Below are 22,605 nucleotides of genomic sequence, written 5' to 3' on the forward strand. Positions count from 1 at the left end.
AATCATTTTATCTTTTTTTCACAACGTCTATCATATCATAACTAGACTCGCTTTGCACTGTTTAGGAAAGAAAAAAACCGAACATTTCTGAGAGGAAATGCTCGGTTAGGATTATTTTACAATTAATTTTTTCAACGCTTCTGCTTTATCGGTTCTTTCCCAAGGTAAATCAAGATCGCTACGGCCAAAATGACCAAAAGCAGCTGTTTGACGATAAATTGGGCGGCGCAAGTCTAGCATATGGATAATGCCAGCTGGACGTAAATCAAATAACGCATTTACGCCATCGATTAATTCTTGTTCGGAATAATCGCTTGTTCCGTATGTGTCAATCGAAATCGAAACCGGACGCGCAACACCGATAGCATAGGCTACTTGTACTTCTACTTTTTTAGCAAGTCCTGCAGCTACGATATTTTTCGCAACATATCTTGCAGCATAAGCACCAGAACGGTCTACTTTGGTTGGATCTTTGCCGGAGAATGCTCCCCCGCCATGACGTGCATATCCGCCATATGTGTCAACGATGATTTTTCGGCCAGTTAAGCCAGCATCTCCAAGTGGTCCCCCAATAACAAAGCGGCCAGTTGGGTTGATAAAGTATTTCGTGTCTTCATCTAAGAAAGAAGCATCAATCACTTCCGGGAAAAGATGTGTGTGCAAGTCTTGTGCGATTTGCTCTTGCGTAATGTCTGGATGATGCTGCGTAGAAACAACAATTGTATCAATCCGAACTGGTTGATTAAATTCATCATATTCGACCGTTACTTGTGTTTTCGCATCGGGACGCAAGTAATCTAATTTATTTGTTTTACGTAATTCAGTTAACTTACGTGCTAAACCGTGCGCTAAAAAGATTGGTAATGGCATTAATTCTTCTGTTTCGTCTGTTGCAAAACCGAACATCAAGCCTTGATCTCCCGCTCCGATTGCTTCAATAGCAGCGTCAATTTCGCTACCACTTCTTGATTCTAATGCTTCGTCCACCCCTTGCGCAATATCTGGTGACTGTTCATCAATTGCCGTTAAAACAGCACATGTTTCTGCATCAAAACCATATTTTGCACGGGTATAGCCGATTTCTTTAATAGTATCACGAACGATTTTAGGGATGTCTACATAAACAGACGTCGTAATCTCTCCCGCTACTAATACTAAACCAGTCGTCACCGTGGTTTCACAAGCCACACGCGCGTCCGGATCTTTTGAAATAATTGCATCTAAAATTGCATCAGATATTTGATCTGCAATTTTATCTGGATGTCCATCAGAAACCGATTCTGATGTAAATAGATGACGGTTTTTAGCCAATTTCATTTTCCTCCTTTAGTTCTCTCCAAATACGTCTCATATAAAAAGCCTCTCCCTATTTTGCACAAAATGCGCACGAATAGAGAAAGGCTATAATTATACCTTTGCTCTCATCGTTCAGAAGATAATCCTCCTGCAACAGATTAGCACCTTTCACATATATGTGTAGGTTGCTGGGCTTCAAAGGGTCAGTCCCTCTACCGCTCTGGATGAAAGATAAATTTTAATTCTAAGATAGAATACCATAAACTGAGGCCAGATGCAATAATAATTCGGTTTTGAATTCATTTCCACCCCTTAAAAATGGCGTTTGATTATTTTTCACTTATCATTATTTCCAACCTGTGGTATGATAGATGGATAAAAAAGATGTTTTACTTAACTAAAGGAGATTGTATCTATGAGTTTAATTCCGCTATCCTTGATTATTTTTCTTGGGTTTTTAGCAGTTGTATGTTTATTTGATTTTGTGTTTCGTTTATATTGGTTTAAATATTTCCTAGCAACAATGGGATTAATTGCAAGTGGTGTGGTATTTTTCATCAGCTTTTACGGCGGTGGGATGTCCCAAACAGAAATAGCAATTGCCATTTTTATCGGCTCATTTGGTGAATATGTTGTATCACTAATTATTAGCCTAGTTCGCTTTATTTCCAAAAAATCAAAAAAACCTAAACAAAAGAAAAAAGCTAAAACAGCCTAAAAAGCTAGCGACATTCACGTCGCTAGCTTTTTTTATGCCAATTTATCATTTAATTAAATGAAAAGCTTTTTTAATAATTTCAGCTGATGCAGCAAAACTAGCCTCTTCATCTACAGTTAGTTTCGGTTCTAAAATAGCTATCACACCATTTGCACCAATAAGCGCTGGTTGACCAATATAAGTCTTTGTTTTTTCGTCATACACAGCCAGCGGAAAAACTTGTTTCGCATCCGTCAAAACTGCATCCACAATTCCCGCCGCGGCTGTCGCTATCCCAAAACTCGTCCAGCCTTTTCCAGTTAAAATATTCCAGCCACCACCGCGAACAGCATCTTTTAAAGTTGGTAAATCAAGTGGTGTTGTTGTTTTGTAATCCGCGATACTAACGCCACCAATTTTCACTGTTGACCAAGCAACAAATTGCGATTCGCCGTGCTCGCCAAGGACGTATCCCTCGACACTCTTTGGATTAATATGTAACGCTTCCCCAACAACCCGTCTCATTCGCGCTGTATCAAGTGATGTTCCCGTCCCAAACACCCGCGAACGATCAAAGCCCGAAACTTTCTGAATAAGCATCGTAATCACGTCACATGGATTCGTAATATTCACAAAAACACCCTTAAAACCCGTCGCTACAATCTTCGGTACAATCTCTGCCACAGATTTGCTTGTTTCAACAAGCTCTTCCATTCGATCTTCCCGAAGTAGCGTTTCTGGACCAACCGCCATCACAATCACATCTGCATCCGCCAGCGCGTCCCAATCATTCGATGTGATAGTTGTATAAGAACGCGTCATTGAAGCCATATCTCGTAGTTCTAGCGCTTCACTTTCCGCCTTTGTTTCTACTTTATCTATTAAAACAATTTCATCACAAATCCCTTGAGTAACAAGGGAAAAAGCCACGTCGCTTCCAACATGACCTGTACCAATTATTCCTACTTTGCGTTTCACAAAATCCCCTCCAAAATTAATTACTTGAATTTAATGCGATTAATTCATATTTAATGATGGTTTTATTATTTTCCCATACCAATTTACGTGGAATTGCTTCTCCAAGTGTTTCGCCTTCTTTTGTTTTGCGAACCGCGATTGGCACATCAATTGGATAAATTCGATATCCTACTTTTTCAAGTTCAAAGAAATTATCAGAAATTCGTTTTTCATTTCCTTTTGTTACGATCATTGTGTTTACCTCTAGTGGCATACCCAATTTTCCCACCTCCATTTTCTATTATCATAGCAGAGTTTACCCCTGTTTGACTAGTTTTTATCGCCTAAAATCCGCTCGGCTTGTTTCACAATTTGAACCATGCCAGCATCACGCATAAAAAAACTGAACGCCGGTTGTAAAATAAATTGGCTCAGTTCCCCACGCAAAACGACAGGTCCTTTTGTTTCTAAGTAATCAGCCTGTTTTTCGATGGTTGTAATCTTAGCCGCATAAACCCGTTTCGTGAACGTCCGCTCCTTGGATTCAACCAAATAATCAGCTACAAAATAAAAAGCATCACTCATTGCTCCCGTTTCTTCCATTAACTCTCGCTCCGCTGCCGCCAAATTAGTTTCCCCTGGTTCCCCTTTACCTCCAGGAAATTCTAGTCCACGAATTTTGTGTTCCGTAAAAAGCCAGCCATCTTCCGTTTTAGGAATAATCAGCACATCATCCGAATTTATTTCCTGTGCTTCAAAATAAATCGTCACTTTATTTCCAAGTGTATCTTTATAAATAAACAAAAACTCACTTCCTTTTCTTTTTTCAAAAATATGGTAAGCTGTATGTAAGCTGAAATTTAGAGGATGAATAATAATGAAAAAAATTCTTATCGGAGGAATCCGACTTTATCAAAAATATATTTCGCGGTTCACCCCGGCGACGTGTCGTTTTTACCCGACTTGTTCGGCATACGGGATTGAAGCAATACAGACACACGGCGCCTTGAAGGGAAGCTATCTCGCAATTAGACGTATTTCTAAATGCCACCCGTTTCATAAAGGCGGGCTTGATTTTGTGCCACCTAAAAAAGAGAAAAACGATGATTCCGAGCACCACTGCAAAGCGCATCATCACCATTAATAATAGCATGAATCGGTTTGCGCCGGTTCATTTTTTTCTTGCTTTTTATGAAAGAATAAGGTATTATCAAATTCGGACTATAAATCGTAATTACTACGATTCGTATACAATTTAAACAAGAACAATTTCGATTTAGAGGAGTGAATGGATTGAAAAAAAGCTACCTTATTGCTATAGCCGCACTATTATCTACTTTATTGATACTTACTGGCTGTTCGGACAGCAGCGATACAAAAACAAGCAGCGATAAATTAACTGTTTATACGACTGTTTATCCTTTACAGTACCTAACAGAACAAATTGGTGGTAAATATGTCGATGTTCATAGCATTTATCCGCCCGGCTCAGATGCTCACAGCTTTGAACCAACACAAAAAGACATGATGAAAATTGCCGATAGTGATTTATTTTTCTATATTGGTCTTGGTATGGAAGGATTTGTCGATAAAGCTGAAAAAACGTTAGCAAACGAACATGTCACTTTCGTCCCTACTGCTGAAAAATTAGATTTACCAACAGACCCTGACGCTGCTGAGGAGCATGACCATGAAAGCGAAGAAGAACACGAACACGGCGATATCAACCCGCACGTATGGCTAAATCCAGTTTATATGGAACAAATGGCAACGGTCGTCAAAGATAAATTAATCAAAGAAATGCCGGATCAAAAAGAAACGTTCGAGAAAAATTATCAAGCTGTCGAAGAAAAATTAAAGACACTTGATCAAGAATTCCGCACCGTCACAAGCGAGGCCAAACAAAAAGATTTCGTCACTGCCCACGCTGCCTATAGCTACTGGGAAACCGAATATAACTTACACCAAATCCCTATTGCCGGCGTATCAACAAGCGACGAACCATCTCAAAAGAAACTAAAATCGATTGTCGAAAAAATCGAAGCAGAAAAAATTCCATATATCATGTTGGAACAAAACACGAATTCGAAAATAGCGGATGTAATCCAACAAGAAACAAACACGAAAACCTTAACACTGCATAATTTAGAAACATTAACGCAAAAAGATATCGACAACCATCGCGATTATCTTTCCATCATGAACGATAACTTAAAAGCATTAAAAGAAGGACTTAATTACTAAAAAAGAAAGGCGCTCTAGTTACTTAGAGTGCCTTTCTTTTAATTTATTCCGTTGAATCTTGCCAGAAGCTGTTTTTGGTAGAGTTTCGACAATGGTTATTTGCTTAGGAATTTTAAAACTAGCTAAGTTCGTTTGGCAAATGGCGCGTAATTCCGCTTCATCAAAAGCTTGCTCTGCAATGATAAAAGCGACTGGTACACTGCCCCATTTGTCATCATGCTTACCTACTACAGCAACTTCTTTCACTGCTTCATAAGTAGCTATAACATGTTCAATTTCGGTTGGATAAATGTTCTCTCCTCCCGAGATAATCAAATCCGAACGACGCTCTAACACAAATAAAAAGCCTTCTTCATCCAAATAACCGATATCACCCGTTTTAAACCATCCGTCCGCGAAGGCAGCTTTTGTTGCCGTTTCATTGTGTAAGTAGCCGGGCGTAATCGACGGTCCTTTTAATAAAATCTCCCCGTCGTCCGCAATTTTCACTTCTGCCGGAAATAACGCTTTACCAGAAGAACCGATTTTAGTTAAGGCATCTTTCGGCGGTAGAGTCACGATTTGCGACGCTGTTTCAGTCATACCGAATGATTGCACTAAAGGAATATTACGTTGCTTGCAAATTGCCAAAACTGCCTCACTCGCCGGTCCCCCGCCAAGAAGCACCGTTCGTAAATTCGGATGATAGCTACCACCATGAATTTTGAGCAATCGTTCAAGCATCGAAGTCACGACAGAAATCGTGGAAACTTTGCCACTTTCTAGTAATTGGGTGATTTTTTCTTCGTCAAAATGTTCTTCCAAATATACCGGAATCCCATAAATTACCGAACGCATCATTATCGATAAACCACTAATATGAAAAATTGGCACGGCGCACAGCCAGCTATCTTTTTCAGTTAAACCTAAATTTAATGCCGAAGCAACCGCACTCCACCAATGGTTTTCATACGTTTGCATAACGCCTTTAGGTTTACCGGTTGTTCCGGATGTATACATAACTGAAGCCACACGCGATAATTCCCATGTTTCTAGTAGTTCTGGCTTTAGATAATTTGTGTGCTGCAATTCAGTGTAACTAATTCCGTCCACCACTTTTTCCGCAAACGTATCTGCGAAAAAGACTTGTTTTACCTTTGCATTAGCAAGTTGAAAAGCAAGTTCTTTTTTCGTCAAACGGTTATTAAGAAATAGCGTGACGGCACCAAGTTGTTGCAAAGCGTGGATAAGTAAGAAAGTCATCCGGTCGTTTTTCCCGAGAATAGCCACCATTTCGTCTTTTCTAATACCACGCGAGAACAATTTTCCCGCAAGCTGCTCCACTGCTTCATTTATTTCCGCAAATGTTTCTTCTTTTCCTTCAAAAACGAGCGCGGTCTCGTTAGGAGAAAGCCGCACTCGTTTTTGAAGCCAGTTTGTCATGTCCATTTTTACACCTTCAAATCAAGGGAATTTTGGAAATTGGTCAAAGTCTGGATCGCGTTTTTCTTTAAAGGCATCGCGACCTTCTTTAGCTTCGTCTGTTGTATAGTATAGAAGTGTTGCATCACCAGCTAATTGCTGAATACCTGCTAAACCATCTGTATCCGCGTTGAAAGCCGCTTTAATGAAACGTAGCGCAGTTGGACTTTTTTGTAACATTTCTTTCGCCCAAGCGACTGTTTCCGTTTCTAAATCTGCTACTGGAACAACCGTGTTAATCCAGCCCATTTCAAGAGCTTCGTCCGCTGTGTATTGACGGCACATGAACCAAACTTCTTTCGCTTTTTTGTGCCCGATAACACGTGCTAAGTAGCCAGAACCGTAACCAGCATCAAAGCTACCAACATTCGGTCCAGTTTGACCAAATTTTGCATTGTCAGCAGCAATGGTTAAGTCACATACCAATTGAAGAACATTACCTCCACCAATTGACCAGCCGGCAACCATCGCAATAACTGGTTTTGGAATAACGCGAATTAAACGTTGTAAATCAAGCACGTTCAAGCGTGGGATTTGGTCATCACCAACATAACCGCCATGTCCGCGAACTTTTTGGTCTCCGCCAGAACAGAAAGCTTTTTCGCCTTCCCCTGTTAAAATAATCACGCCAAGATCTGAATTATCACGTGCTAAGTTAAATGCATCAATCATTTCTGTTACTGTTTTTGGTGTAAATGCATTATGTACCTCTGGACGGTTAATCGTAATTTTTGCGATTCCTTCGTAACTTTCATATTTGATTTCCTCGTATACTTTTTCTGTTTGCCAATTAAAACTCATTTTTCTTCCTCCTTTAAAATAACTTCCAGCCAGTTGTTAAGCTGACTTGAAAAGATGTTTGGTTGTTCTAAATAAACTGCATGCCCCGCTTCTTGCACCGTAACATGCGTGCTATTTGGTAATAGTTGTTGCATATTTTGCGCGATTTTTTCAAATTTCTCATCTAACGCACCAGTAATGAGTAGCACCGGGAAAGTAAAGTCCGCTAACTGATTCCAATAAGATGGTTGCTTTCCAGTGCCCATCCCACGCAAACTCATCGCCAAGCCTTGCGGATTTTGCGCTAACCGTTCAGACCTCATTCGCTTTTTCCGCTCCTCAGGCAAAACAGACTGTGACGCAAAAAGGGCTAAATTTTCCCAGTAATCGACAAAAGACGTGATGCCATCTGCTTCAATCCTGTCTGCTAAACGATTATCCGCTTGGACGCGACTAGCACGAGCATCCGCTTCCGCGAGTCCAGGTGAGCTGCTAACTAAAATCAATCCGCGCACCATTTCTGGATATGTCGCCGCAAAAGCAGTTGCCACTCGCCCGCCCATCGAATAACCAAGCACAAAACATTGCTTGATGCGCTGTTGGTTTAAGATTTCGGCTAAGTCGGCGCATACAGCTTCTATCGAATAACGCGTCATTTCCGCTGGGCTAGCCGTTTTTCCGTGCCCAAGTAAATCAGGCGCGATAATATTATACCATTCTTTTAAAACTGCTATGCTGTCTTGAAAAGTTTCGCTTGTTCCTGTAAAGCCATGCAACATCAGCAAAACCGGTTTATCCCCGTTTAAAGTATTTGTCAGGTGGTAACGTTGCCCGTTGACTAACATCTTAATCTAACGCCTTTAATGCAGTCGCAATTTTTGTCCAAAGCGCTTGGTGATTTGCTTTATTTTCATGCCGATTTGTTTTCACTTCGATAATATCCAAACCTTTGTGGTAACCAGCTTTATCAATTGCTTCTTCCAGCTCATCAGTCGTTTTCGCCTCATGATAGTCCGCATCGTAAAATGCAGCAGCAAACCGGAAATCAAGCTCAGTTGAAGTACCAAATAACGACTCAAAATATTTCGGTTCATTGGCTTGCGGTAAAAATGAGAATATCCCACCACCGTCATTATTGACGATAATAATAGTCAGATTCATCTTATATTTTTTAGCCATCAGCAAGCCATTCATATCATGATAAAACGATAAATCGCCAATCAGTAAAAACATCGGTTGGAACACAACACTAGCACCTAGCGCCGAAGAAACAACTCCATCAATACCGTTCGCCCCGCGGTTTGCGAGCATTTTTATCTTCTTATCAACTTGCGAAAAATACGTATCGATATCGCGAATCGGCATACTATTACCAATAAACAAGCCTGCTTTATCAGGCAACAAGCGACGTAATTCTGCAACAATCTTGCCTTCTTCTAAAGTGGTTGTATTCGCCATTTCTGACAAAACGATTTCACGGGCAACTTTATTGTAAGAAGTCCATCTATTTAACCATGCGGCATTTTTCGCATCGTCTGGCATATTTTGTAGCATAATATCGACTAAAAATCGCTCATCACAGTGAATCATGTCTGTTACTGCTTTAATCGGATCTTTCCAAGCAGCCCCAGGATCCACCACGTAAAAACGAATATCCGCCAGTTGTTCTAACCAATTTTTAAGTGGTTTAGAAACAGGCATACTCCCAAAACGAATCACGACTTCTGGTGTTAAATTAGCCAAAAAATCTGCTTCTTTTAAAAACGCATCATATTGGTCAATCACGACTTCATCTACTGCCCCGTAAGAGCGCAACCCAGAAAGTGGATCCGCTAAAATTGGCCAACCTAGTTTTTTTGCTAAATCAACCATTGGCTGTTCCAATTCTTTTTTATCCATCGGACCTACAACGAAGACGCCTTTTTTACCAGTGCATTCGGTGACCATTTTTTGAATTGAGCTATCGTCCAACACTTCATGCGTATAATAAATATGTACGTGATGATGTTTTTTTCCGGTAGCGGTAAATGGAGATGGTTCTAAAATTGGTACGAGTGGTTCCCGCAATGGAAAGTTAAGATGAACTGGGCCACGTGGGGTTTTCATCGCAATATCCACCGCGCGACTGCCATGCCATTTTGCATAACGAAGCATTTCTTCACTGTTTTCAGGAAGTGCCATATCGGTAAAATCTTTGACGTGCGAACCGTATAAATGCAACTGATCCATCGCTTGCGGAGCGCCAACATTTCGAAGCTCATGCGGACGATCGGCAGTTAAAACAATTAACGGGATTTGCGATAAATTTGCTTCGACAACTGCTGGGAAATAATTCGCTGCTGCCGTTCCCGAAGTACAAAGCAGAACAACTGGACGTTTCGATGCTTTCGCCAGACCTAAGGCAAAAAAGCCAGCCGAGCGTTCGTCAACATCCACATAAATCTTCAAAATCGGATGTTCTGCCATCATCAGTGCAAGCGGAGTAGAACGTGAACCCGGGCTAATAATTGCTTCTTTCACACCGGCTTGCACAAGCTCCTCAATAAATGCAGCTAAATAATCTGTCAGCACTTGTTCGTGGTTTGTCATTTCTTTATGCCTCCTAATACGCGTAACATCGGTTGGAATTTAACCGCCGTTTCTTTTAATTCTTCTTGTGGTACAGAATCACCAACAATCCCACAACCAGCATAGATTAATCCTTGTGAATCAACAATTAAGCCGGAACGAATGGCTACAGCAAACTCACCAGAACCTTTTAAATCTATCCAACCGATTGGGGCACCGTAAAATCCACGGTCCATTTCTTCCTTCATCCGAATAATGGCTAGCCCCATTTTTTGAGGTAAGCCGCCAAGTGCTGGCGTTGGATGAAGAGCTTTCACCATTTCTAACATCGAAACTTCTGGTTTTTTCTTCGCGGAAATATTCATATATAAATGTTGAATATCGCGATTCTTCAAAAGTACAGGTTGGCTAGATAACGATAGCCCTGTTGTAAATGGTTTTAACGTTTCTTCCATCATTTGGACCACATAGGAATGCTCTCGTAAATTTTTCGCGTCTTGTAGTAGCGCATTACCTAGCGCATCATCCGCCTCTTCAGTAGCCCCGCGCTCCGTAGAACCAGCTACACATGACGAATGAATCGTATCCCCGTTCACAGCAAGTAATCTTTCCGGAGTTGCCCCGAAAAAGACCCCTGTTCCCTTTTCAATGAGGAAGAAATAACTATTTTCTTGTGTTGCTAGCATATTTTCCAAAATAATTGCACTATCTACTTGGCGCTGGAACCGTAGCCCCATGCGTCTAGCTAGAACAACTTTTTTCACGTCTTCTGAATGATTAATCATATCGATAATTTCACTCGCAGTTTCTAGAAAATGGTCTTTGCCAATCTCCTTAAAATCTGTAAGTAACGCCATTTCAGCTTCATTAACCTCTTGATGAATGATTTTTTGCCATTGATTAAAAACAGCTTCTAACTTACTTTCCGTATCATCTGAGTAAATAGACAAGTTGACGGTTAAGTAGCTTTTACCATCTTTATTCGTCAACATAAATAACGGTAAGTAAAACAAGCCATCTTTGAAACTTTGCCATTCTTTCTCTGTATCACGCTCAGGATCAAAGGCAAAACCACCAAAGTAAATTGGGCCAGTTGCATCCACAGTTGCATTCGTTACACTCGTGCGCAGCCTTTTTTCAATTTTCTCTTGCAGTCCAAGAAAAGCATCTTTTTTCTTCTCCGCCAAAAATTGTTTCGTTACACCAAAACCGGTCATCGTCAGCGTCGTTTCTGGATTTTGCCAGAAAAAACGTTCACCTTTAAAAGCCGTACCAGCTTTTTTAAACAATTTGACTGGAGACACTAATTCATCTAACTCAGTTACCCAGCTAAATAGAGCCGGTTGATCTTGGCTTGCGCTACGTTTCGCTTGATTAAATAAATCAAGAGGCAATTTAGTATTCATATGCTTATCTCTCCTTTTACATTCACATCTTCTATTATACCAAAAATGGAGCTAAACTGCTTGGTTTGCGTTTTTTCTTTCATTTCGGCAATAATTATTGACGTTCTTGCATTATTTCCCTAAAATGAAGGGTAGACATCTGAAACATATGGAAGTGAAAAAGGAGAGAAAAACATGGCTAATGCCTCAAAATCTGCACTTACGAAACAAACTGGATTTCAAAAATGGTGGACATTACTTCGTCCTCATACACTTGTAGCCTCTTTTGTTCCGGTATTTCTTGGAACATCGGTCGCAATGAGCTACACCAGTTTTCATTTTACACGTTTTATCGTCATGCTAATTGCTTGTTTCTTTATACAAACATCCGCCAATTTATTCAATGAATATTTTGATTATAAAAAAGGGCAAGATGATGAGCACTCGGTTGGAAATGGTGGTGCTATCGTTCGTAATGGTATGCGCCCGGGCTTTATTTTGTTCCTCGCAATCTTTTTATACATTTTATCAATTCTTGGTGGCGTTTATTTATCCATCGAACTTAATTGGTATGTTGGTCTACTTGGCGCTATATGTATGTTGGTTGGTTTCCTTTATACAGGCGGACCTTACCCCATCGCCTATACGCCATTTGGTGAAATTATGGCCGGCTTCTTTATGGGAGGAATTATTACGTTCATCTCCTTCTACATCCAAGCCGAATTCATTAGCATGTTTATCGTATACGTATCCATTCCAGTAATGGTACTCGTTGGTAACTTATTACTTGCTAATAGTATTCGTGATTTAGTCCCTGATAAGAAAAATGGTCGCTTAACCTTAGCTATCTTACTTGGCCGCAAATGGGCAACCGTTCTTTTTGCAGCAGCATTTCTTTTCAGTTACGTCTTTGAAATCTCGCTTATTTTTACGCAAGATGCTCCTTGGTGGACGCTGTTAATTTTACTTAGCTTGCCAGAAGCAGTTCGTGCCGTGCGTCGTTTCATCGGTAAAACATCGCCAATCACAATGGTACCAGCCATGAAATCGACTTCCAAAGCATTAACAATCTTCGGTATTACACTTGCACTCGCTTATCTATTAAGCCTATTATCTCGTAACTTATTCATGTAAAAAAACTGGTTGTCATCGTGACAACCAGTTTTTTATTTAGAAACAATTTGAACTTGCTGTTTGTTTTGAACATATTTCGCAAGTTCTATCGATAAATCATAGCGTAAAAATGGCGTAATAATATAAATTCCTTGAAAATGCGCACAAATAGCATCCACTAACTCGCGAGCAATCGCCATCCCTTCCTCATTAGCATGACCGTGCTCTTCCGCCTCTCTCATTCGCTCCCGCACCTCATCCGTCAAACGAATACCAGGAACTTCATTATGCAGAAATTCCGCATTCCGACTAGATAATAATGGCATAACCCCAATGAAAAGTGGCACATCAATGTTTGCTTTTTGCAAGGCTTCCTTTAATAAAACAGCTTTATTTACATCATAAATTGGCTGGGTAATAATATAATCGGCACCATATTCCACTTTTCGCTCAATTAATCGAACCGCTTTTTCTAAGTTCAGTACATTCGGATTAAAGGCTGCACCAACATGAAATCGCGCTTTTTCTTTCAGCGACTTCCCAGTATAAGAAATCCCATCATTAAACTTTTTAATCAGCTGAACTAATTCCACTGATCTTAAATCAAACACCGACGAAGCACCGGGAAAATCGCCTACTTTCGTTGGATCGCCAGTAATCGCCAGCACATCATGCAGTTCCAATTTATGGAATCCCATCACATGCGAGTGCATCCCAACCAAATTATGATCCCGCGTCGTCAAATGAATCAACGGTTTAATGCCATACTCATGCTTCAAAATCGACGCCAGCGCCATATTACTAATCCGCGGTGTGGCAAGCGAATTATCCGAAATGGTAATTGCATCAACCCCCGCCTCATTAAGCGCTTTGGCCCCTTCAAAAAATTTCGCCGTATCAAAAGTCCGTGGCGGATCTAGTTCAACTAAAATCGTCAAGCGTTCCTTCACTTTATCAAGTAAACGTTCACCTGACTCCGCATCCTCCACTTCTTCTGGAACAAGCTCCAAAATCGGTCGAACTTCTTTTTCAAAAATTGGTTTCGTTGATTGTAATCCTTTACGTAAAGCGCGGATATGGTCTGGCGTCGTTCCACAACAACCACCAATAATTCTAGCACCTTCTTGCCGGAAAACCTCCCCGTAATGAGCAAAATAATCCGTATCCGATTGATAAATCACTTTGCCTTCTTGCACTTCTGGCAAACTGGCATTCGGATAAACAGCCAAATAGGCCTTATCATAAAGAGGCACTGTCTCCAGAGCACGCGCCATGTGATACGGACCAAGCCGGCAATTGATACCAACGACATCCGCCCCAAGCGCAATCAATTCCTCTAGCGCATCTGGTAATTTCTGTCCATTTTGCAATATTCCCGGTTCATGCATCGAAACATTCGCAACCACTGGTAAATCCGTTGTTTCTCGAAGAATTTTTAACACCGTTTTAAGTTCATCTAAATCATAGTACGTTTCGAGCAAAATTGCATCCACACCATCTAACAAAAAACAGTATAGCTGCTCCCTAAAACTACGCTTAATTTCTTCAAGTGGAGCCGCCGGAAGCCTTGCATCCACGGCTCCATTTATCCCGCCAATCGTGCCAAAAATATACGTCCCAGTCCCTCTAGCCGCTTCCTTCGCTAACCGAATTGCCGCTTGATTAATTCGCTTCACTTCATCCTCTAAACCATATCGCGCTAATTTAATATAGTTGGCACCATACGTATTCGTTTGGATAATATCCGCCCCAGCACCAATATACGCTTTATGAATCGCGACAATATCTTCCGGATGTGACAAATTCAGCTCTTCAATCGAACGATCCACCCCATAAGAATAAAGTAAAGTACCCATCGCGCCATCAGCAATTAATACTTTTTCACTTAAATCTTTTCTTAAGTTCATTTCACGACACTTCCTTTCTTAATGAATGAAAGTGCTTGTTTCAAATCAGCAATTAAATCATCGGCATCTTCTAAACCAGCTGAAAAACGTAATAATCCTGGTGTAATCCCTTGTGCCAAACGGTCCTCTTCCGGAACAGCCGCATGAGACATTTTCGCAGGATACGATAAAATACTCTCCACTGCTCCCAAACTCACAGAAAATACCGGCAATTCCAAATGTGTTACAAGTTCCCGCACTGCTTCTTCACTGCCTAAATCAAACGATAAAACAGCCCCGCCGCTTGTTGCCTGTTCCACTTGAATGTCATAACCCGCATGCGATGGCAACCCCGGATAATGCACCGCAACCACATCTGGTTCCGCATTTAAAAATAACGCAATTTTCTCCGCCGTCTCCGTTCCAGCCTTCATCCGCACCGAAAGTGTTTTTAGTCCGCGCAATAACAACCACGAATCCTGCACACCAAGAACTCCACCAGTCGAATTTTGCAAAAAATATACCGCTTCGGCTAAACTAGGATTATTTGTAACAACTAGCCCCGCCAGAATATCACTATGCCCACCTAGAAACTTTGTCGCACTATGGATAACCAAGTCCGCACCTAGCTCTAACGGCTTTTGAATCAGCGGTGTTAAAAACGTATTATCAACAAACGTATAGCACCCATTCGCTTTCGCAAGTTTGGCCACCGTGCGAATATCCGTCACATGTAGCAGCGGATTAGACGGCGTTTCCAAATAAACCAATTTTGTATTTACCTGAAAAGCCTTCGCAACCTCGTCAATATTAGTCGTATCAACAAACGTATGCGTAATCCCAAAACGCGGCAACACTTGCTCCACTAAACGAAACGTCCCACCATACACATCTTTCGCAATAATAAAATGATCCCCTTTTGAAAGGGTAAAAAGCGCCGCAGAAACAGCCGCCATCCCACTTGCAAAAGCAAAACCAGCCGTTCCGCCTTCCAGTTCCGCAATCGCCTGTTCCACTTTTTCTCTGGTTGGGTTCCCGCTTCTCGCATAATCATAGGCATGGTAATTATCAAAGTCATGCTGGTGAAAAGTAGATGATAAATGAATCGGCGTATTTAGCGCACCGGTTTCTTTATCAATCCCTAAACTCGCTTTAATCACAGCCGTATCTTGCGCATATTCTTTAGCCACGAGCGGTCACCCCTTCCAAAACCGTATCAAGCGCCTTAGCCAAGTCAGCAATTAAATCCTCACTCGCTTCAATCCCAACCGAAATACGCAACAATTTATCCGTCAGCCCATAAGAATTTCGTAACTCCACCGGAATATCCGCATGCGTTTGCGTCGTCGGATAAGTAATCAAACTCTCCACCCCGCCTAAACTTTCCGCAAAAGTAAACAATTCCAGCTCTTTCAAAAGTGGCGATACGAGCGCCGCATCTTGAATAAAGAAACTAATCATCCCCCCGCGTCCCGGATAGCGCACTTCCTCCACCAGCTCATGCTCTTCCAAAAACGCCGCGATTTTCTGCGCATTCGCTTGATGCTGTCTCACACGTAAAACCAGCGTCTTCAGTCCACGAATCAATAACCAACTATCAAATGGCGATAGCACCGTCCCCGTCGCATTCAACTGCTCAAAAAAGAATTTTCCAAGCTGTGCCTCTTTCACAATAACCGCCCCGGCCAGCACATCATTATGCCCACCAAGATACTTCGTCGCACTATGGATGACAATATCCGCACCTAACGTTAAAGGTTGCTGTAAAACCGGCGTATAAAATGTATTATCCACAATCACAAGCAAATCATGCCCATGTGCCCATTTCGCAACAGCCGCAATATCCGTTTCCTGCATTAAAGGATTCGTCGGCGTCTCAATAAAAATCGCCTTCGTTTCTGGACGAATCAATTTTTCCAAAGCAGCAATCTCCGCCCCGTCCCAATAAGAAAATCCAATCTGATATTGCGCACCAAACTGTTCAAAATATCTAAAAGTCCCCCCGTACAAATCCTGCGAGCTAATAATATGTTCGCCGGTTTTAAAAAGCTGAAAAACGAGTTGAATCGCACTCATCCCCGAACTCGTTGCAAAAGCATGCGTTCCATTTTCGAGTTCCGCGAGTGCTTCTTGCAAAGCATCTCTCGTCGGATTTCCAGTTCTAGTATAATCATACCCCGTTGATACTCCAAGATCGGCATGCTGGTAAGCTGTAGAGAAGTAGACTGGCATATTGACAGCACCCGTTCTTTCACATTTTCTATTTCCAATTTGCGCTGCTATCGTCTCTTGTTTCAGCTTTGCCATAATTACCTCTCCTCCATTCCTTTATTTCTCTAATACTTGATATTCCGCACGAACTTCTTTAGTCGCTTTAATCATATCTTGCAGCGCCGCAATCGTTTCAGGCTCTTTCCGCGTTTTCAACCCACAATCCGGATTAATCCAAAACTGTTTCGCATCAATTGCTCGTAACGCCCGGCGAATATTATCTTGAATTTCTGATACAGTCGGAACACGCGGACTATGAATATCATAAACTCCAAGGCCAATCTCCTTATCATACGTCACTTCTTCAAATGTCGAAATAATCTCCCCGTGGCTTCTTGACGTTTCAATCGAAATAACATCCGCATCCAAAGCACTAATCGTATCAATAATATCGTCAAAATCCGAATAACACATATGCGTATGAATTTGCGTATCATTTTGCACTGAAGCAGTCGTTAATTTAAACGAATAAACCGCATCATTTAAATATTTTTCCCATCTAGCTTGTTTCAGCGGCAAACCTTCACGTAAAGCCGGCTCATCGACTTGAATCACTTTAATACCATTACGTTCTAAGGCTTCTACCTCTTTACGAAGTGCGAGTCCAACTTGATTCGCTACAACACTTTCAGGAACATCATCACGAACAAAACTCCAATTGATAATAGTGACTGGCGCAGTAAGCATTCCCTTGACCGGACGTTTCGTTAACGACTGGGCATAGACACTTTCTTTCACGGTAATTTCTTCTGTAAAAGCAACATCTCCATAGATAAGTGGCGGACGAACTGCTCTCGAACCATATGATTGCACCCAACCAAATTTTGTTGCTTGAAATCCAGCCAATTTTTGCCCGAAATATTCTACCATGTCAGTCCGTTCAAATTCGCCGTGGACCAATACATCAATATCTAAATCCTCTTGAATTTTAATCCAGCGCGCCGTTTCCTTTTCAATAAAAGCATTATATTCCGCATCCGTAATATGACCTTTTAACCAATCAGCTCGCGTTTTCCGTACTTCCGGTGATTGTGGAAAACTTCCGATTGTGGTCGTTGGGAAGAGCGGTAATTTCAACCAAGCATGTTGCAACTTAATCCGTTCCGCAAATGGTAACTCCCGGTCCACTCGTACATTTTTCAAATTAGCAATCGCTTCTTGAACTTCTAAATTATTTCGATGACTAGATTCATTGAGCGCCGTCACTGCAGCACGAGATTCTGCTAGTTCAGCGGCTACACTTTCCGCACCATCCGTCAAAGCCTTTGTCAAAATAGCAATCTCGTCTAATTTCTGATCAGCAAACGATAAACCACCAAGAATTACTTCATCCAAATCTGGCTCACTTAGCTTCGTTACTGGCACGTGCAGCAAGGAGTTCGAAGGTTGAACAATCAATTTCCCATCCGCCACATAATCCGCAATATCAGTAAGTAGCGAAAGTTTTGCATCCAAGTCACTCCGCCAAACATTACGACCATCAATCACACCAGCCGCTAAATATTTATCTTCCGGGAACCCATGAGCCTTCAACGCTTTGAGCGAATCGCCATGATCATGAACAAAATCAATTCCAATCGCCGCTACTGGTAAATTAACAACCTCTTCATAATAATCCAAACTTTCAAAATAAGTTTGTAACTCGATTTTCAAATTAGGTACCGCGGTTTGAAACGCCTGATACACTTTTTCAAATAACTTAATTTCTGATTTATCAAAGCTAGTTGCCAGATAAGGTTCATCAATTTGCACCCACTTAGCACCAGCCCCCTCAAGCTCTTTCAGAATTTCCACATACGCCGGAATAAATTTATCTAATAACGCTTCAAAATTTTCTGCATCGTTCCCTTTTCCAAGTTTTAAGTACGTAACAGGCCCAACAAGCACTGGCTTTCCTTCAATACCAAGCTCTTTCTTCGCTTCTTCGTAATAATAAAGCGCCCGATTATCCAACACTTTCGGATCCGCATCAGCCAGTTCAGGAACAATATAGTGATAGTTAGTATTGAACCATTTAGTCATTTCAGAAGCAACCGCATCACTTTTACCACGTGCAATATCAAAATATGTATTTAGCGAAACTTTCCCACCATCATGCTGAAAACGTTTTGGAATAATCCCAAATGTCACACTCGTATCAAGTACTTGATCATAAAAACTAAAATCACCAACCGGAATCAAATCAATCCCTTTGTCTTGTTGCTTTTTCAACGCATGCAATCGTAGAGCCTTCGTTTCAGTCAACAATTCCTCTTCCGAAATCGTACCGTTCCAGAATTTTTCTAGTGCACGTTTCCATTCACGTTTCTCCCCAAGTCTCGGATACCCCAAGTTTGAACTAATCGCCTTTACCATACCTATCACCTTATCCTCTCGATTTTTTGCCAATAAAAAACCTCCCTAGAGAACTAGAGAGGTTTGGAAGTTTCGATACACAAATACACTGAAACTTTTTAAGTCTCTCTTATCTCTCGAAGCATCACACTTCGCAGGATTTAGCACCTTTTCAACGTATTGAAAGGTTGCCGGGTTTCAACGGGCCAGTCCCTCTACCACTCATTATAAGAGCAATTTATTTAGTTTTTTTAATCACTTAAATTGGATTGAAATCATCATACCACTTGCACCTAAAAACTGTCAATCATTAAATTTCCATTTTCTTTTCTAAAGCATCTTTCCGTGCTCCAAAAGCTAACAACAAACAGCCTAAAACAAGCATTCCTGCCACCACAAAATAAAATATTTGATTTCCAAAAATCCCAATCATCATTCCAGTCGCACTCGGCCCAATAATGCTCCCCAAGCTAAAGCACATACCAACCAAAATATTCCCAGCCGGAAGCAGTTCCAGCGGCGTCAAATCAGTCATGTAAGACAACCCCAGCGAGTAAAGCGACCCCAGTAATATCCCCAAAACAAAGAAGAAAATCACATAAAAAACAGGCAGCTTAACAAAAGCAGTCAACACAAAAACAACCGCCCCTGCTCCGGTCAAAAGCGGCAACACTTTTCCACGCCCAAATTTATCACTAACAATCCCAATTGGCACTTGAAAAATAATCGTTCCCACCGAAAAAGAAGAAATTATCATTGCTATCATCATCGTATCGAGTCCATCACGAAGCCCCACAACCGGAAACGTCGCATTCAACCCCGTCTCCAAAATTCCATACAAAAACGGCGGGATCATCGCGACCCAAGCTAATTTAAAAACATCTGAAAAGCGCTTTAAACTCCCCCAAAAAGAAATTTTCCGAATAACCGCCTTTTCTCCAACAAAATCATTTCGAATAAACCAAACTAGCCCCCAAGCAATCAACACTAAAATCCCAGATAAAAAGAACGGTAAGTTAGCATTTATTTCTGCCAAATTGACAAGTTGCGGTCCAATCGCAAATCCAAGTGAGAAAAACAAACCATAGATAGCCATATTCCGGCCACGCTTACTTGCATCACTCATAGCACCAATCCAAGTTTGCGACGAAAAATGCAACATATGATCTCCCACGCCAATAAGCAACCGTAATATAAACCAAAAATACAAATTAAACCAAATAGGAAAAGCCAAAATCGCAACCGCAACTAGCCCTCCCCCAACTAAAATAATCGGCTTATAACCATATTTATGAAGTGGCGCCTCAATAAACGGAGAAATAAGTAACACCCCTAAATAGATACCAGTAGCATGAAATCCATTAATCCCAGCACTAATACCATTCTCCTCCAATATTATCGCAATCAGCGGCAATAACACTCCTTGTGACAGCCCTGAAATCGCCACAACCATCGTCAAAATCCAAAACTTCCCTTTTGATCCCATTAAGCTACCTCCCAAAACATAGTAAATAAAAAAACAATGTCATAATCGACATTGTTTTTTAGGATGACCCGTACGGGATTCGAACCCGTGTTACCGCCGTGAAAGGGCGGTGTCTTAACCGCTTGACCAACGGGCCATATCTGGCGGAGAAGGAGGGATTTGAACCCTCGCGCCGCGCGAGCGACCTACACCCTTAGCAGGGGCGCCTCTTCAGCCACTTGAGTACTTCCCCAGATATAAAAATTCTATTCTCATTAAAAGAATAACTCCACAGGCAGGACTCGAACCTGCGACCGATCGGTTAACAGCCGATTGCTCTACCAACTGAGCTACTGTGGAATAAAATGGGCCTAAATGGACTCGAACCATCGACCTCACGCTTATCAGGCGTGCGCTCTAACCAGCTGAGCTATAGGCCCTCAGTAAAACTATTTATGGTAAAAAGCGGGTGATGGGAATCGAACCCACGACAACAGCTTGGAAGGCTGTAGTTTTACCACTAAACTACACCCGCATAATATAATTATAAAAAACAAAGGGCGGATAATGGGAATCGAACCCACGAATGCCTGAACCACAATCAGGTGCGTTAACCACTTCGCCATATCCGCCATAAGGCAAAAATGTTTAAAAAAAGAATGGCTTGGGACAGAATCGAACTGCCGACACCTTGAGCTTCAATCAAGTGCTCTACCAACTGAGCTACCAAGCCATAATGGCGGTCCCGACGGGATTTGAACCCGCGATCTCCTGCGTGACAGGCAGGCATGTTAACCCCTACACCACGGAACCACTATTGCGGGGGCAGGATTTGAACCTACGACCTTCGGGTTATGAGCCCGACGAGCTACCAGACTGCTCCACCCCGCGACAATAATATTAAATTTTAGTCCACATATCACAAGTGAAAAAACGGAGGAAGAGGGATTCGAACCCCCGCGCGGTATTACCCGCCTGTCGGTTTTCAAGACCGATCCCTTCAGCCAGACTTGGGTATTCCTCCATGATAATAATAAAGTGACAAGTGGACCTTGCAGGACTCGAACCTGCGACCGGACGGTTATGAGCCGTCTGCTCTAACCAACTGAGCTAAAGGTCCAAGATTGAAAATAGCGGCGGAGGGAGTCGAACCCACGACCTTTCGGGTATGAACCGAACGCTCTAGCCAGCTGAGCTACGCCGCCATAATAATAAGGCTACCATTTTCTATTTATGTGGTTAAATGTGAAGCAAGTGGAGCCTAGCGGGATCGAACCGCTGACCTCCTGCGTGCAAAGCAGGCGCTCTCCCAGCTGAGCTAAGGCCCCATAATAAAATTAAACTATCGGGAAGACAGGATTCGAACCTGCGACCCCTTGGTCCCAAACCAAGTGCTCTACCAAGCTGAGCTACTTCCCGTTTAATAAAGTGCGCCCAAGAGGAGTCGAACCTCTAACCGCTTGATTCGTAGTCAAGTACTCTATCCAGTTGAGCTATGGGCGCAAAAATAAGTGCCGAGGACCGGAATCGAACCGGTACGGATATCACTATCCGCAGGATTTTAAGTCCTGTGCGTCTGCCAGTTCCGCCACCCCGGCATATTGGAACTTTTGTAAACAAGCGGAAGACGGGGTTCGAACCCGCGACCCCCACCTTGGCAAGGTGATGTTCTACCACTGAACTACTTCCGCATATTGCATAATAAGTGCGGGTGAAGGGACTTGAACCCCCACGCCTCGCGGCGCCAGATCCTAAATCTGGTGCGTCTGCCAATTCCGCCACACCCGCAAAAAGTGAGCCGTGCTGGGTTCGAACCAGCGACCCTCTGATTAAAAGTCAGATGCTCTACCAACTGAGCTAACGGCTCTCTACAATAATATATATACTATTATAAAGATAATATAAATGGTGCCGGCTGCAAGAGTCGAACTCGCGACCTACTGATTACAAATCAGTTGCTCTACCAACTGAGCTAAGCCGGCATAAAAAATGGAGGTTAACGGGATCGAACCGCTGACCCTCTGCTTGTAAGGCAGATGCTCTCCCAGCTGAGCTAAACCTCCAGAAATACTGCCCGGCAGCGACCTACTCTCGCAGGGGGAAGCCCCCAACTACCATTGGCGCGGAGAAGCTTAACTACCGTGTTCG

At 42.1% G+C, this 22,605-nt stretch carries 18 protein-coding genes, 21 tRNA genes, 1 rRNA gene and 2 riboswitches; of the genes, 4 read left to right on the top strand and 36 right to left on the bottom strand.

Translation table 11 applies throughout. From position 1 onward, the window contains the following. Positions 1-111: 111 nt before the first annotated feature. Positions 112-1,311, bottom strand: coding sequence for a methionine adenosyltransferase (gene metK, locus HCB49_RS06865; RefSeq protein ID WP_185604470.1), 1,200 nt, complete (start codon positions 1,309-1,311; stop codon positions 112-114). Positions 1,312-1,418: 107 nt separating this feature from the next. Continuing rightward, positions 1,419-1,527: riboswitch (SAM riboswitch) on the bottom strand. 184 nt (positions 1,528-1,711) lie between these two features. On the opposite strand from metK, the gene HCB49_RS06870 reads away from it, so the two are divergent. Beyond that, positions 1,712-2,014 (top strand): hypothetical protein, encoded by a 303-nt coding sequence (locus HCB49_RS06870; RefSeq protein ID WP_008948024.1) that lies wholly within the window; start codon positions 1,712-1,714, stop codon positions 2,012-2,014. A gap of 45 nt (positions 2,015-2,059) precedes the next feature. On the opposite strand, the gene HCB49_RS06875 is transcribed toward HCB49_RS06870, so the two are convergent. The 3 genes from HCB49_RS06875 to ytkD are packed head-to-tail and all read right to left on the bottom strand — an operon-like array spanning position 2,060 to position 3,754. Next, positions 2,060-2,971 (bottom strand): L-lactate dehydrogenase, encoded by a 912-nt coding sequence (locus HCB49_RS06875; protein WP_185604471.1) that lies wholly within the window; start codon positions 2,969-2,971, stop codon positions 2,060-2,062. 16 nt (positions 2,972-2,987) lie between these two features. Beyond that, positions 2,988-3,230, bottom strand: a complete 243-nt coding sequence (locus HCB49_RS06880; protein WP_003762570.1) for a DUF2584 domain-containing protein — start codon at positions 3,228-3,230, stop codon at positions 2,988-2,990. A 50-nt stretch (positions 3,231-3,280) separates the two neighbouring features. Then, positions 3,281-3,754 carry an RNA deprotection pyrophosphohydrolase gene (ytkD, locus tag HCB49_RS06885; protein ID WP_185604472.1) on the bottom strand — a complete coding sequence of 158 codons (474 nt, stop codon included), beginning with the start codon at positions 3,752-3,754 and terminating at the stop codon, positions 3,281-3,283. Between the two features lie 73 nt (positions 3,755-3,827). Here ytkD and yidD point away from each other — a divergent pair, with 73 nt between their 5' ends. Both yidD and HCB49_RS06895 read left to right on the top strand, forming a co-directional pair. Continuing rightward, positions 3,828-4,094: a membrane protein insertion efficiency factor YidD gene (gene yidD / locus HCB49_RS06890; RefSeq protein ID WP_185392770.1), complete on the top strand. Its 267-nt coding sequence runs from the start codon at positions 3,828-3,830 to the stop codon at positions 4,092-4,094. A gap of 149 nt (positions 4,095-4,243) precedes the next feature. Further along, positions 4,244-5,194, top strand: a complete 951-nt coding sequence (locus tag HCB49_RS06895) for a metal ABC transporter substrate-binding protein (protein WP_185604473.1) — start codon at positions 4,244-4,246, stop codon at positions 5,192-5,194. 18 nt (positions 5,195-5,212) lie between these two features. Here HCB49_RS06895 and HCB49_RS06900 read toward each other — a convergent pair whose 3' ends face one another. The 5 genes from HCB49_RS06900 to HCB49_RS06920 are packed head-to-tail and all read right to left on the bottom strand — an operon-like array spanning position 5,213 to position 11,409. Further along, positions 5,213-6,622 carry an o-succinylbenzoate--CoA ligase gene (locus tag HCB49_RS06900; protein WP_185604474.1) on the bottom strand — a complete coding sequence of 470 codons (1,410 nt, stop codon included), beginning with the start codon at positions 6,620-6,622 and terminating at the stop codon, positions 5,213-5,215. Between the two features lie 15 nt (positions 6,623-6,637). Next, positions 6,638-7,456, bottom strand: a complete 819-nt coding sequence (gene menB, locus HCB49_RS06905; RefSeq protein ID WP_185604475.1) for a 1,4-dihydroxy-2-naphthoyl-CoA synthase — start codon at positions 7,454-7,456, stop codon at positions 6,638-6,640. Beyond that, the gene (gene menH / locus HCB49_RS06910) at positions 7,453-8,280 is read right to left on the bottom strand and encodes a 2-succinyl-6-hydroxy-2,4-cyclohexadiene-1-carboxylate synthase (protein ID WP_185604476.1); all 828 of its coding nucleotides are present in this window, start codon (positions 8,278-8,280) and stop codon (positions 7,453-7,455) included. The genes menB and menH overlap by 4 nt, the downstream gene beginning before the upstream one ends. Before the next feature lies 1 nt (position 8,281). Next, a complete protein-coding gene (gene menD, locus HCB49_RS06915) occupies positions 8,282-10,024 on the bottom strand; it encodes a 2-succinyl-5-enolpyruvyl-6-hydroxy-3-cyclohexene-1-carboxylic-acid synthase (RefSeq protein ID WP_185604477.1) in 1,743 nt (580 codons plus the stop codon). Further along, complete coding sequence (locus HCB49_RS06920; RefSeq protein WP_185554458.1) at positions 10,021-11,409, bottom strand: isochorismate synthase; 1,389 nt, start codon at positions 11,407-11,409, stop codon at positions 10,021-10,023. Before HCB49_RS06920 ends, menD begins: the two co-directional genes overlap by 4 nt. Before the next feature lie 174 nt (positions 11,410-11,583). On the opposite strand from HCB49_RS06920, the gene HCB49_RS06925 reads away from it, so the two are divergent. Continuing rightward, entirely contained in the window at positions 11,584-12,522 is a 939-nt protein-coding gene (locus HCB49_RS06925; RefSeq protein ID WP_185392756.1) for a 1,4-dihydroxy-2-naphthoate polyprenyltransferase, read from the top strand. Positions 12,523-12,554: 32 nt separating this feature from the next. Here HCB49_RS06925 and HCB49_RS06930 read toward each other — a convergent pair whose 3' ends face one another. From HCB49_RS06930 to rrf, 27 genes are all read right to left on the bottom strand, one after another. Then, entirely contained in the window at positions 12,555-14,408 is a 1,854-nt protein-coding gene (locus HCB49_RS06930; RefSeq protein ID WP_185604478.1) for a bifunctional homocysteine S-methyltransferase/methylenetetrahydrofolate reductase, read from the bottom strand. Continuing rightward, a complete protein-coding gene (gene metC, locus HCB49_RS06935; protein WP_185604479.1) occupies positions 14,405-15,577 on the bottom strand; it encodes a cystathionine beta-lyase in 1,173 nt (390 codons plus the stop codon). Before metC ends, HCB49_RS06930 begins: the two co-directional genes overlap by 4 nt. Further along, a complete protein-coding gene (locus HCB49_RS06940; RefSeq protein WP_185604480.1) occupies positions 15,570-16,694 on the bottom strand; it encodes an aminotransferase class I/II-fold pyridoxal phosphate-dependent enzyme in 1,125 nt (374 codons plus the stop codon). Before HCB49_RS06940 ends, metC begins: the two co-directional genes overlap by 8 nt. A gap of 21 nt (positions 16,695-16,715) precedes the next feature. Then, positions 16,716-19,013, bottom strand: coding sequence for a 5-methyltetrahydropteroyltriglutamate--homocysteine S-methyltransferase (metE, locus tag HCB49_RS06945; protein WP_185604521.1), 2,298 nt, complete (start codon positions 19,011-19,013; stop codon positions 16,716-16,718). 106 nt (positions 19,014-19,119) lie between these two features. Next, a riboswitch (SAM riboswitch) is annotated at positions 19,120-19,226 on the bottom strand. A gap of 76 nt (positions 19,227-19,302) precedes the next feature. Beyond that, the gene (locus tag HCB49_RS06950; RefSeq protein ID WP_185604481.1) at positions 19,303-20,478 is read right to left on the bottom strand and encodes an MFS transporter; all 1,176 of its coding nucleotides are present in this window, start codon (positions 20,476-20,478) and stop codon (positions 19,303-19,305) included. 64 nt (positions 20,479-20,542) lie between these two features. Then, positions 20,543-20,614 (bottom strand) — tRNA-Glu (locus HCB49_RS06955). A 5-nt stretch (positions 20,615-20,619) separates the two neighbouring features. Continuing rightward, positions 20,620-20,710: transfer RNA gene (locus HCB49_RS06960), tRNA-Ser, on the bottom strand. A 34-nt stretch (positions 20,711-20,744) separates the two neighbouring features. Beyond that, positions 20,745-20,817, bottom strand: a tRNA-Asn gene (locus HCB49_RS06965). 6 nt (positions 20,818-20,823) lie between these two features. Next, positions 20,824-20,897 (bottom strand) — tRNA-Ile (locus tag HCB49_RS06970). 24 nt (positions 20,898-20,921) lie between these two features. Then, positions 20,922-20,992, bottom strand: a tRNA-Gly gene (locus HCB49_RS06975). A 24-nt stretch (positions 20,993-21,016) separates the two neighbouring features. Continuing rightward, positions 21,017-21,089, bottom strand: a tRNA-His gene (locus tag HCB49_RS06980). A gap of 28 nt (positions 21,090-21,117) precedes the next feature. Further along, positions 21,118-21,190 (bottom strand) — tRNA-Phe (locus tag HCB49_RS06985). A 4-nt stretch (positions 21,191-21,194) separates the two neighbouring features. Then, positions 21,195-21,270: transfer RNA gene (locus HCB49_RS06990), tRNA-Asp, on the bottom strand. Positions 21,271-21,274: 4 nt separating this feature from the next. Continuing rightward, a tRNA-Met gene (locus HCB49_RS06995) sits at positions 21,275-21,348 on the bottom strand. A gap of 43 nt (positions 21,349-21,391) precedes the next feature. Continuing rightward, positions 21,392-21,481, bottom strand: a tRNA-Ser gene (locus HCB49_RS07000). 22 nt (positions 21,482-21,503) lie between these two features. Continuing rightward, a tRNA-Ile gene (locus HCB49_RS07005) sits at positions 21,504-21,577 on the bottom strand. 11 nt (positions 21,578-21,588) lie between these two features. Beyond that, a tRNA-Met gene (locus HCB49_RS07010) sits at positions 21,589-21,662 on the bottom strand. 50 nt (positions 21,663-21,712) lie between these two features. Continuing rightward, positions 21,713-21,785, bottom strand: a tRNA-Ala gene (locus HCB49_RS07015). A 17-nt stretch (positions 21,786-21,802) separates the two neighbouring features. Then, positions 21,803-21,876: transfer RNA gene (locus HCB49_RS07020), tRNA-Pro, on the bottom strand. A 10-nt stretch (positions 21,877-21,886) separates the two neighbouring features. Next, a tRNA-Arg gene (locus HCB49_RS07025) sits at positions 21,887-21,960 on the bottom strand. Between the two features lie 9 nt (positions 21,961-21,969). After that, positions 21,970-22,055, bottom strand: a tRNA-Leu gene (locus HCB49_RS07030). A gap of 21 nt (positions 22,056-22,076) precedes the next feature. Further along, a tRNA-Gly gene (locus HCB49_RS07035) sits at positions 22,077-22,148 on the bottom strand. Between the two features lie 15 nt (positions 22,149-22,163). Continuing rightward, positions 22,164-22,245: transfer RNA gene (locus tag HCB49_RS07040), tRNA-Leu, on the bottom strand. Between the two features lie 6 nt (positions 22,246-22,251). Then, positions 22,252-22,324: transfer RNA gene (locus HCB49_RS07045), tRNA-Lys, on the bottom strand. Between the two features lie 39 nt (positions 22,325-22,363). Continuing rightward, a tRNA-Thr gene (locus HCB49_RS07050) sits at positions 22,364-22,439 on the bottom strand. An 8-nt stretch (positions 22,440-22,447) separates the two neighbouring features. Next, a tRNA-Val gene (locus HCB49_RS07055) sits at positions 22,448-22,520 on the bottom strand. Between the two features lie 9 nt (positions 22,521-22,529). Then, a 5S ribosomal RNA gene (gene rrf / locus HCB49_RS14490) occupies positions 22,530-22,605 on the bottom strand; the annotation flags it as partial.

It is taken from the genome of Listeria cossartiae subsp. cayugensis, from assembly GCF_014229095.1.
GTDB classification, from domain to species: Bacteria; Bacillota; Bacilli; order Lactobacillales; family Listeriaceae; genus Listeria; species Listeria cayugensis.

What these genes read in the sequence shown, in the direction of transcription:
- HCB49_RS06870 (WP_008948024.1), top strand. Translation starts at nt 1,712, where the DNA reads ATGAGTTTAATTCCGCTATCCTTGATTATTTTTCTTGGGTTTTTAGCA.
- yidD (WP_185392770.1), top strand. Translation starts at nt 3,828, where the DNA reads ATGAAAAAAATTCTTATCGGAGGAATCCGACTTTATCAAAAATATATT.
- HCB49_RS06900 (WP_185604474.1), bottom strand. Translation starts at nt 6,622, where the DNA reads ATGGACATGACAAACTGGCTTCAAAAACGAGTGCGGCTTTCTCCTAAC.
- menB (WP_185604475.1), bottom strand. Translation starts at nt 7,456, where the DNA reads ATGAGTTTTAATTGGCAAACAGAAAAAGTATACGAGGAAATCAAATAT.
- menH (WP_185604476.1), bottom strand. Translation starts at nt 8,280, where the DNA reads ATGTTAGTCAACGGGCAACGTTACCACCTGACAAATACTTTAAACGGG.
- menD (WP_185604477.1), bottom strand. Translation starts at nt 10,024, where the DNA reads ATGACAAACCACGAACAAGTGCTGACAGATTATTTAGCTGCATTTATT.
- HCB49_RS06920 (WP_185554458.1), bottom strand. Translation starts at nt 11,409, where the DNA reads ATGAATACTAAATTGCCTCTTGATTTATTTAATCAAGCGAAACGTAGC.
- HCB49_RS06925 (WP_185392756.1), top strand. Translation starts at nt 11,584, where the DNA reads ATGGCTAATGCCTCAAAATCTGCACTTACGAAACAAACTGGATTTCAA.
- HCB49_RS06930 (WP_185604478.1), bottom strand. Translation starts at nt 14,408, where the DNA reads ATGAACTTAAGAAAAGATTTAAGTGAAAAAGTATTAATTGCTGATGGC.
- HCB49_RS06940 (WP_185604480.1), bottom strand. Translation starts at nt 16,694, where the DNA reads ATGGCAAAGCTGAAACAAGAGACGATAGCAGCGCAAATTGGAAATAGA.
- metE (WP_185604521.1), bottom strand. Translation starts at nt 19,013, where the DNA reads ATGGTAAAGGCGATTAGTTCAAACTTGGGGTATCCGAGACTTGGGGAG.
- HCB49_RS06950 (WP_185604481.1), bottom strand. Translation starts at nt 20,478, where the DNA reads ATGGGATCAAAAGGGAAGTTTTGGATTTTGACGATGGTTGTGGCGATT.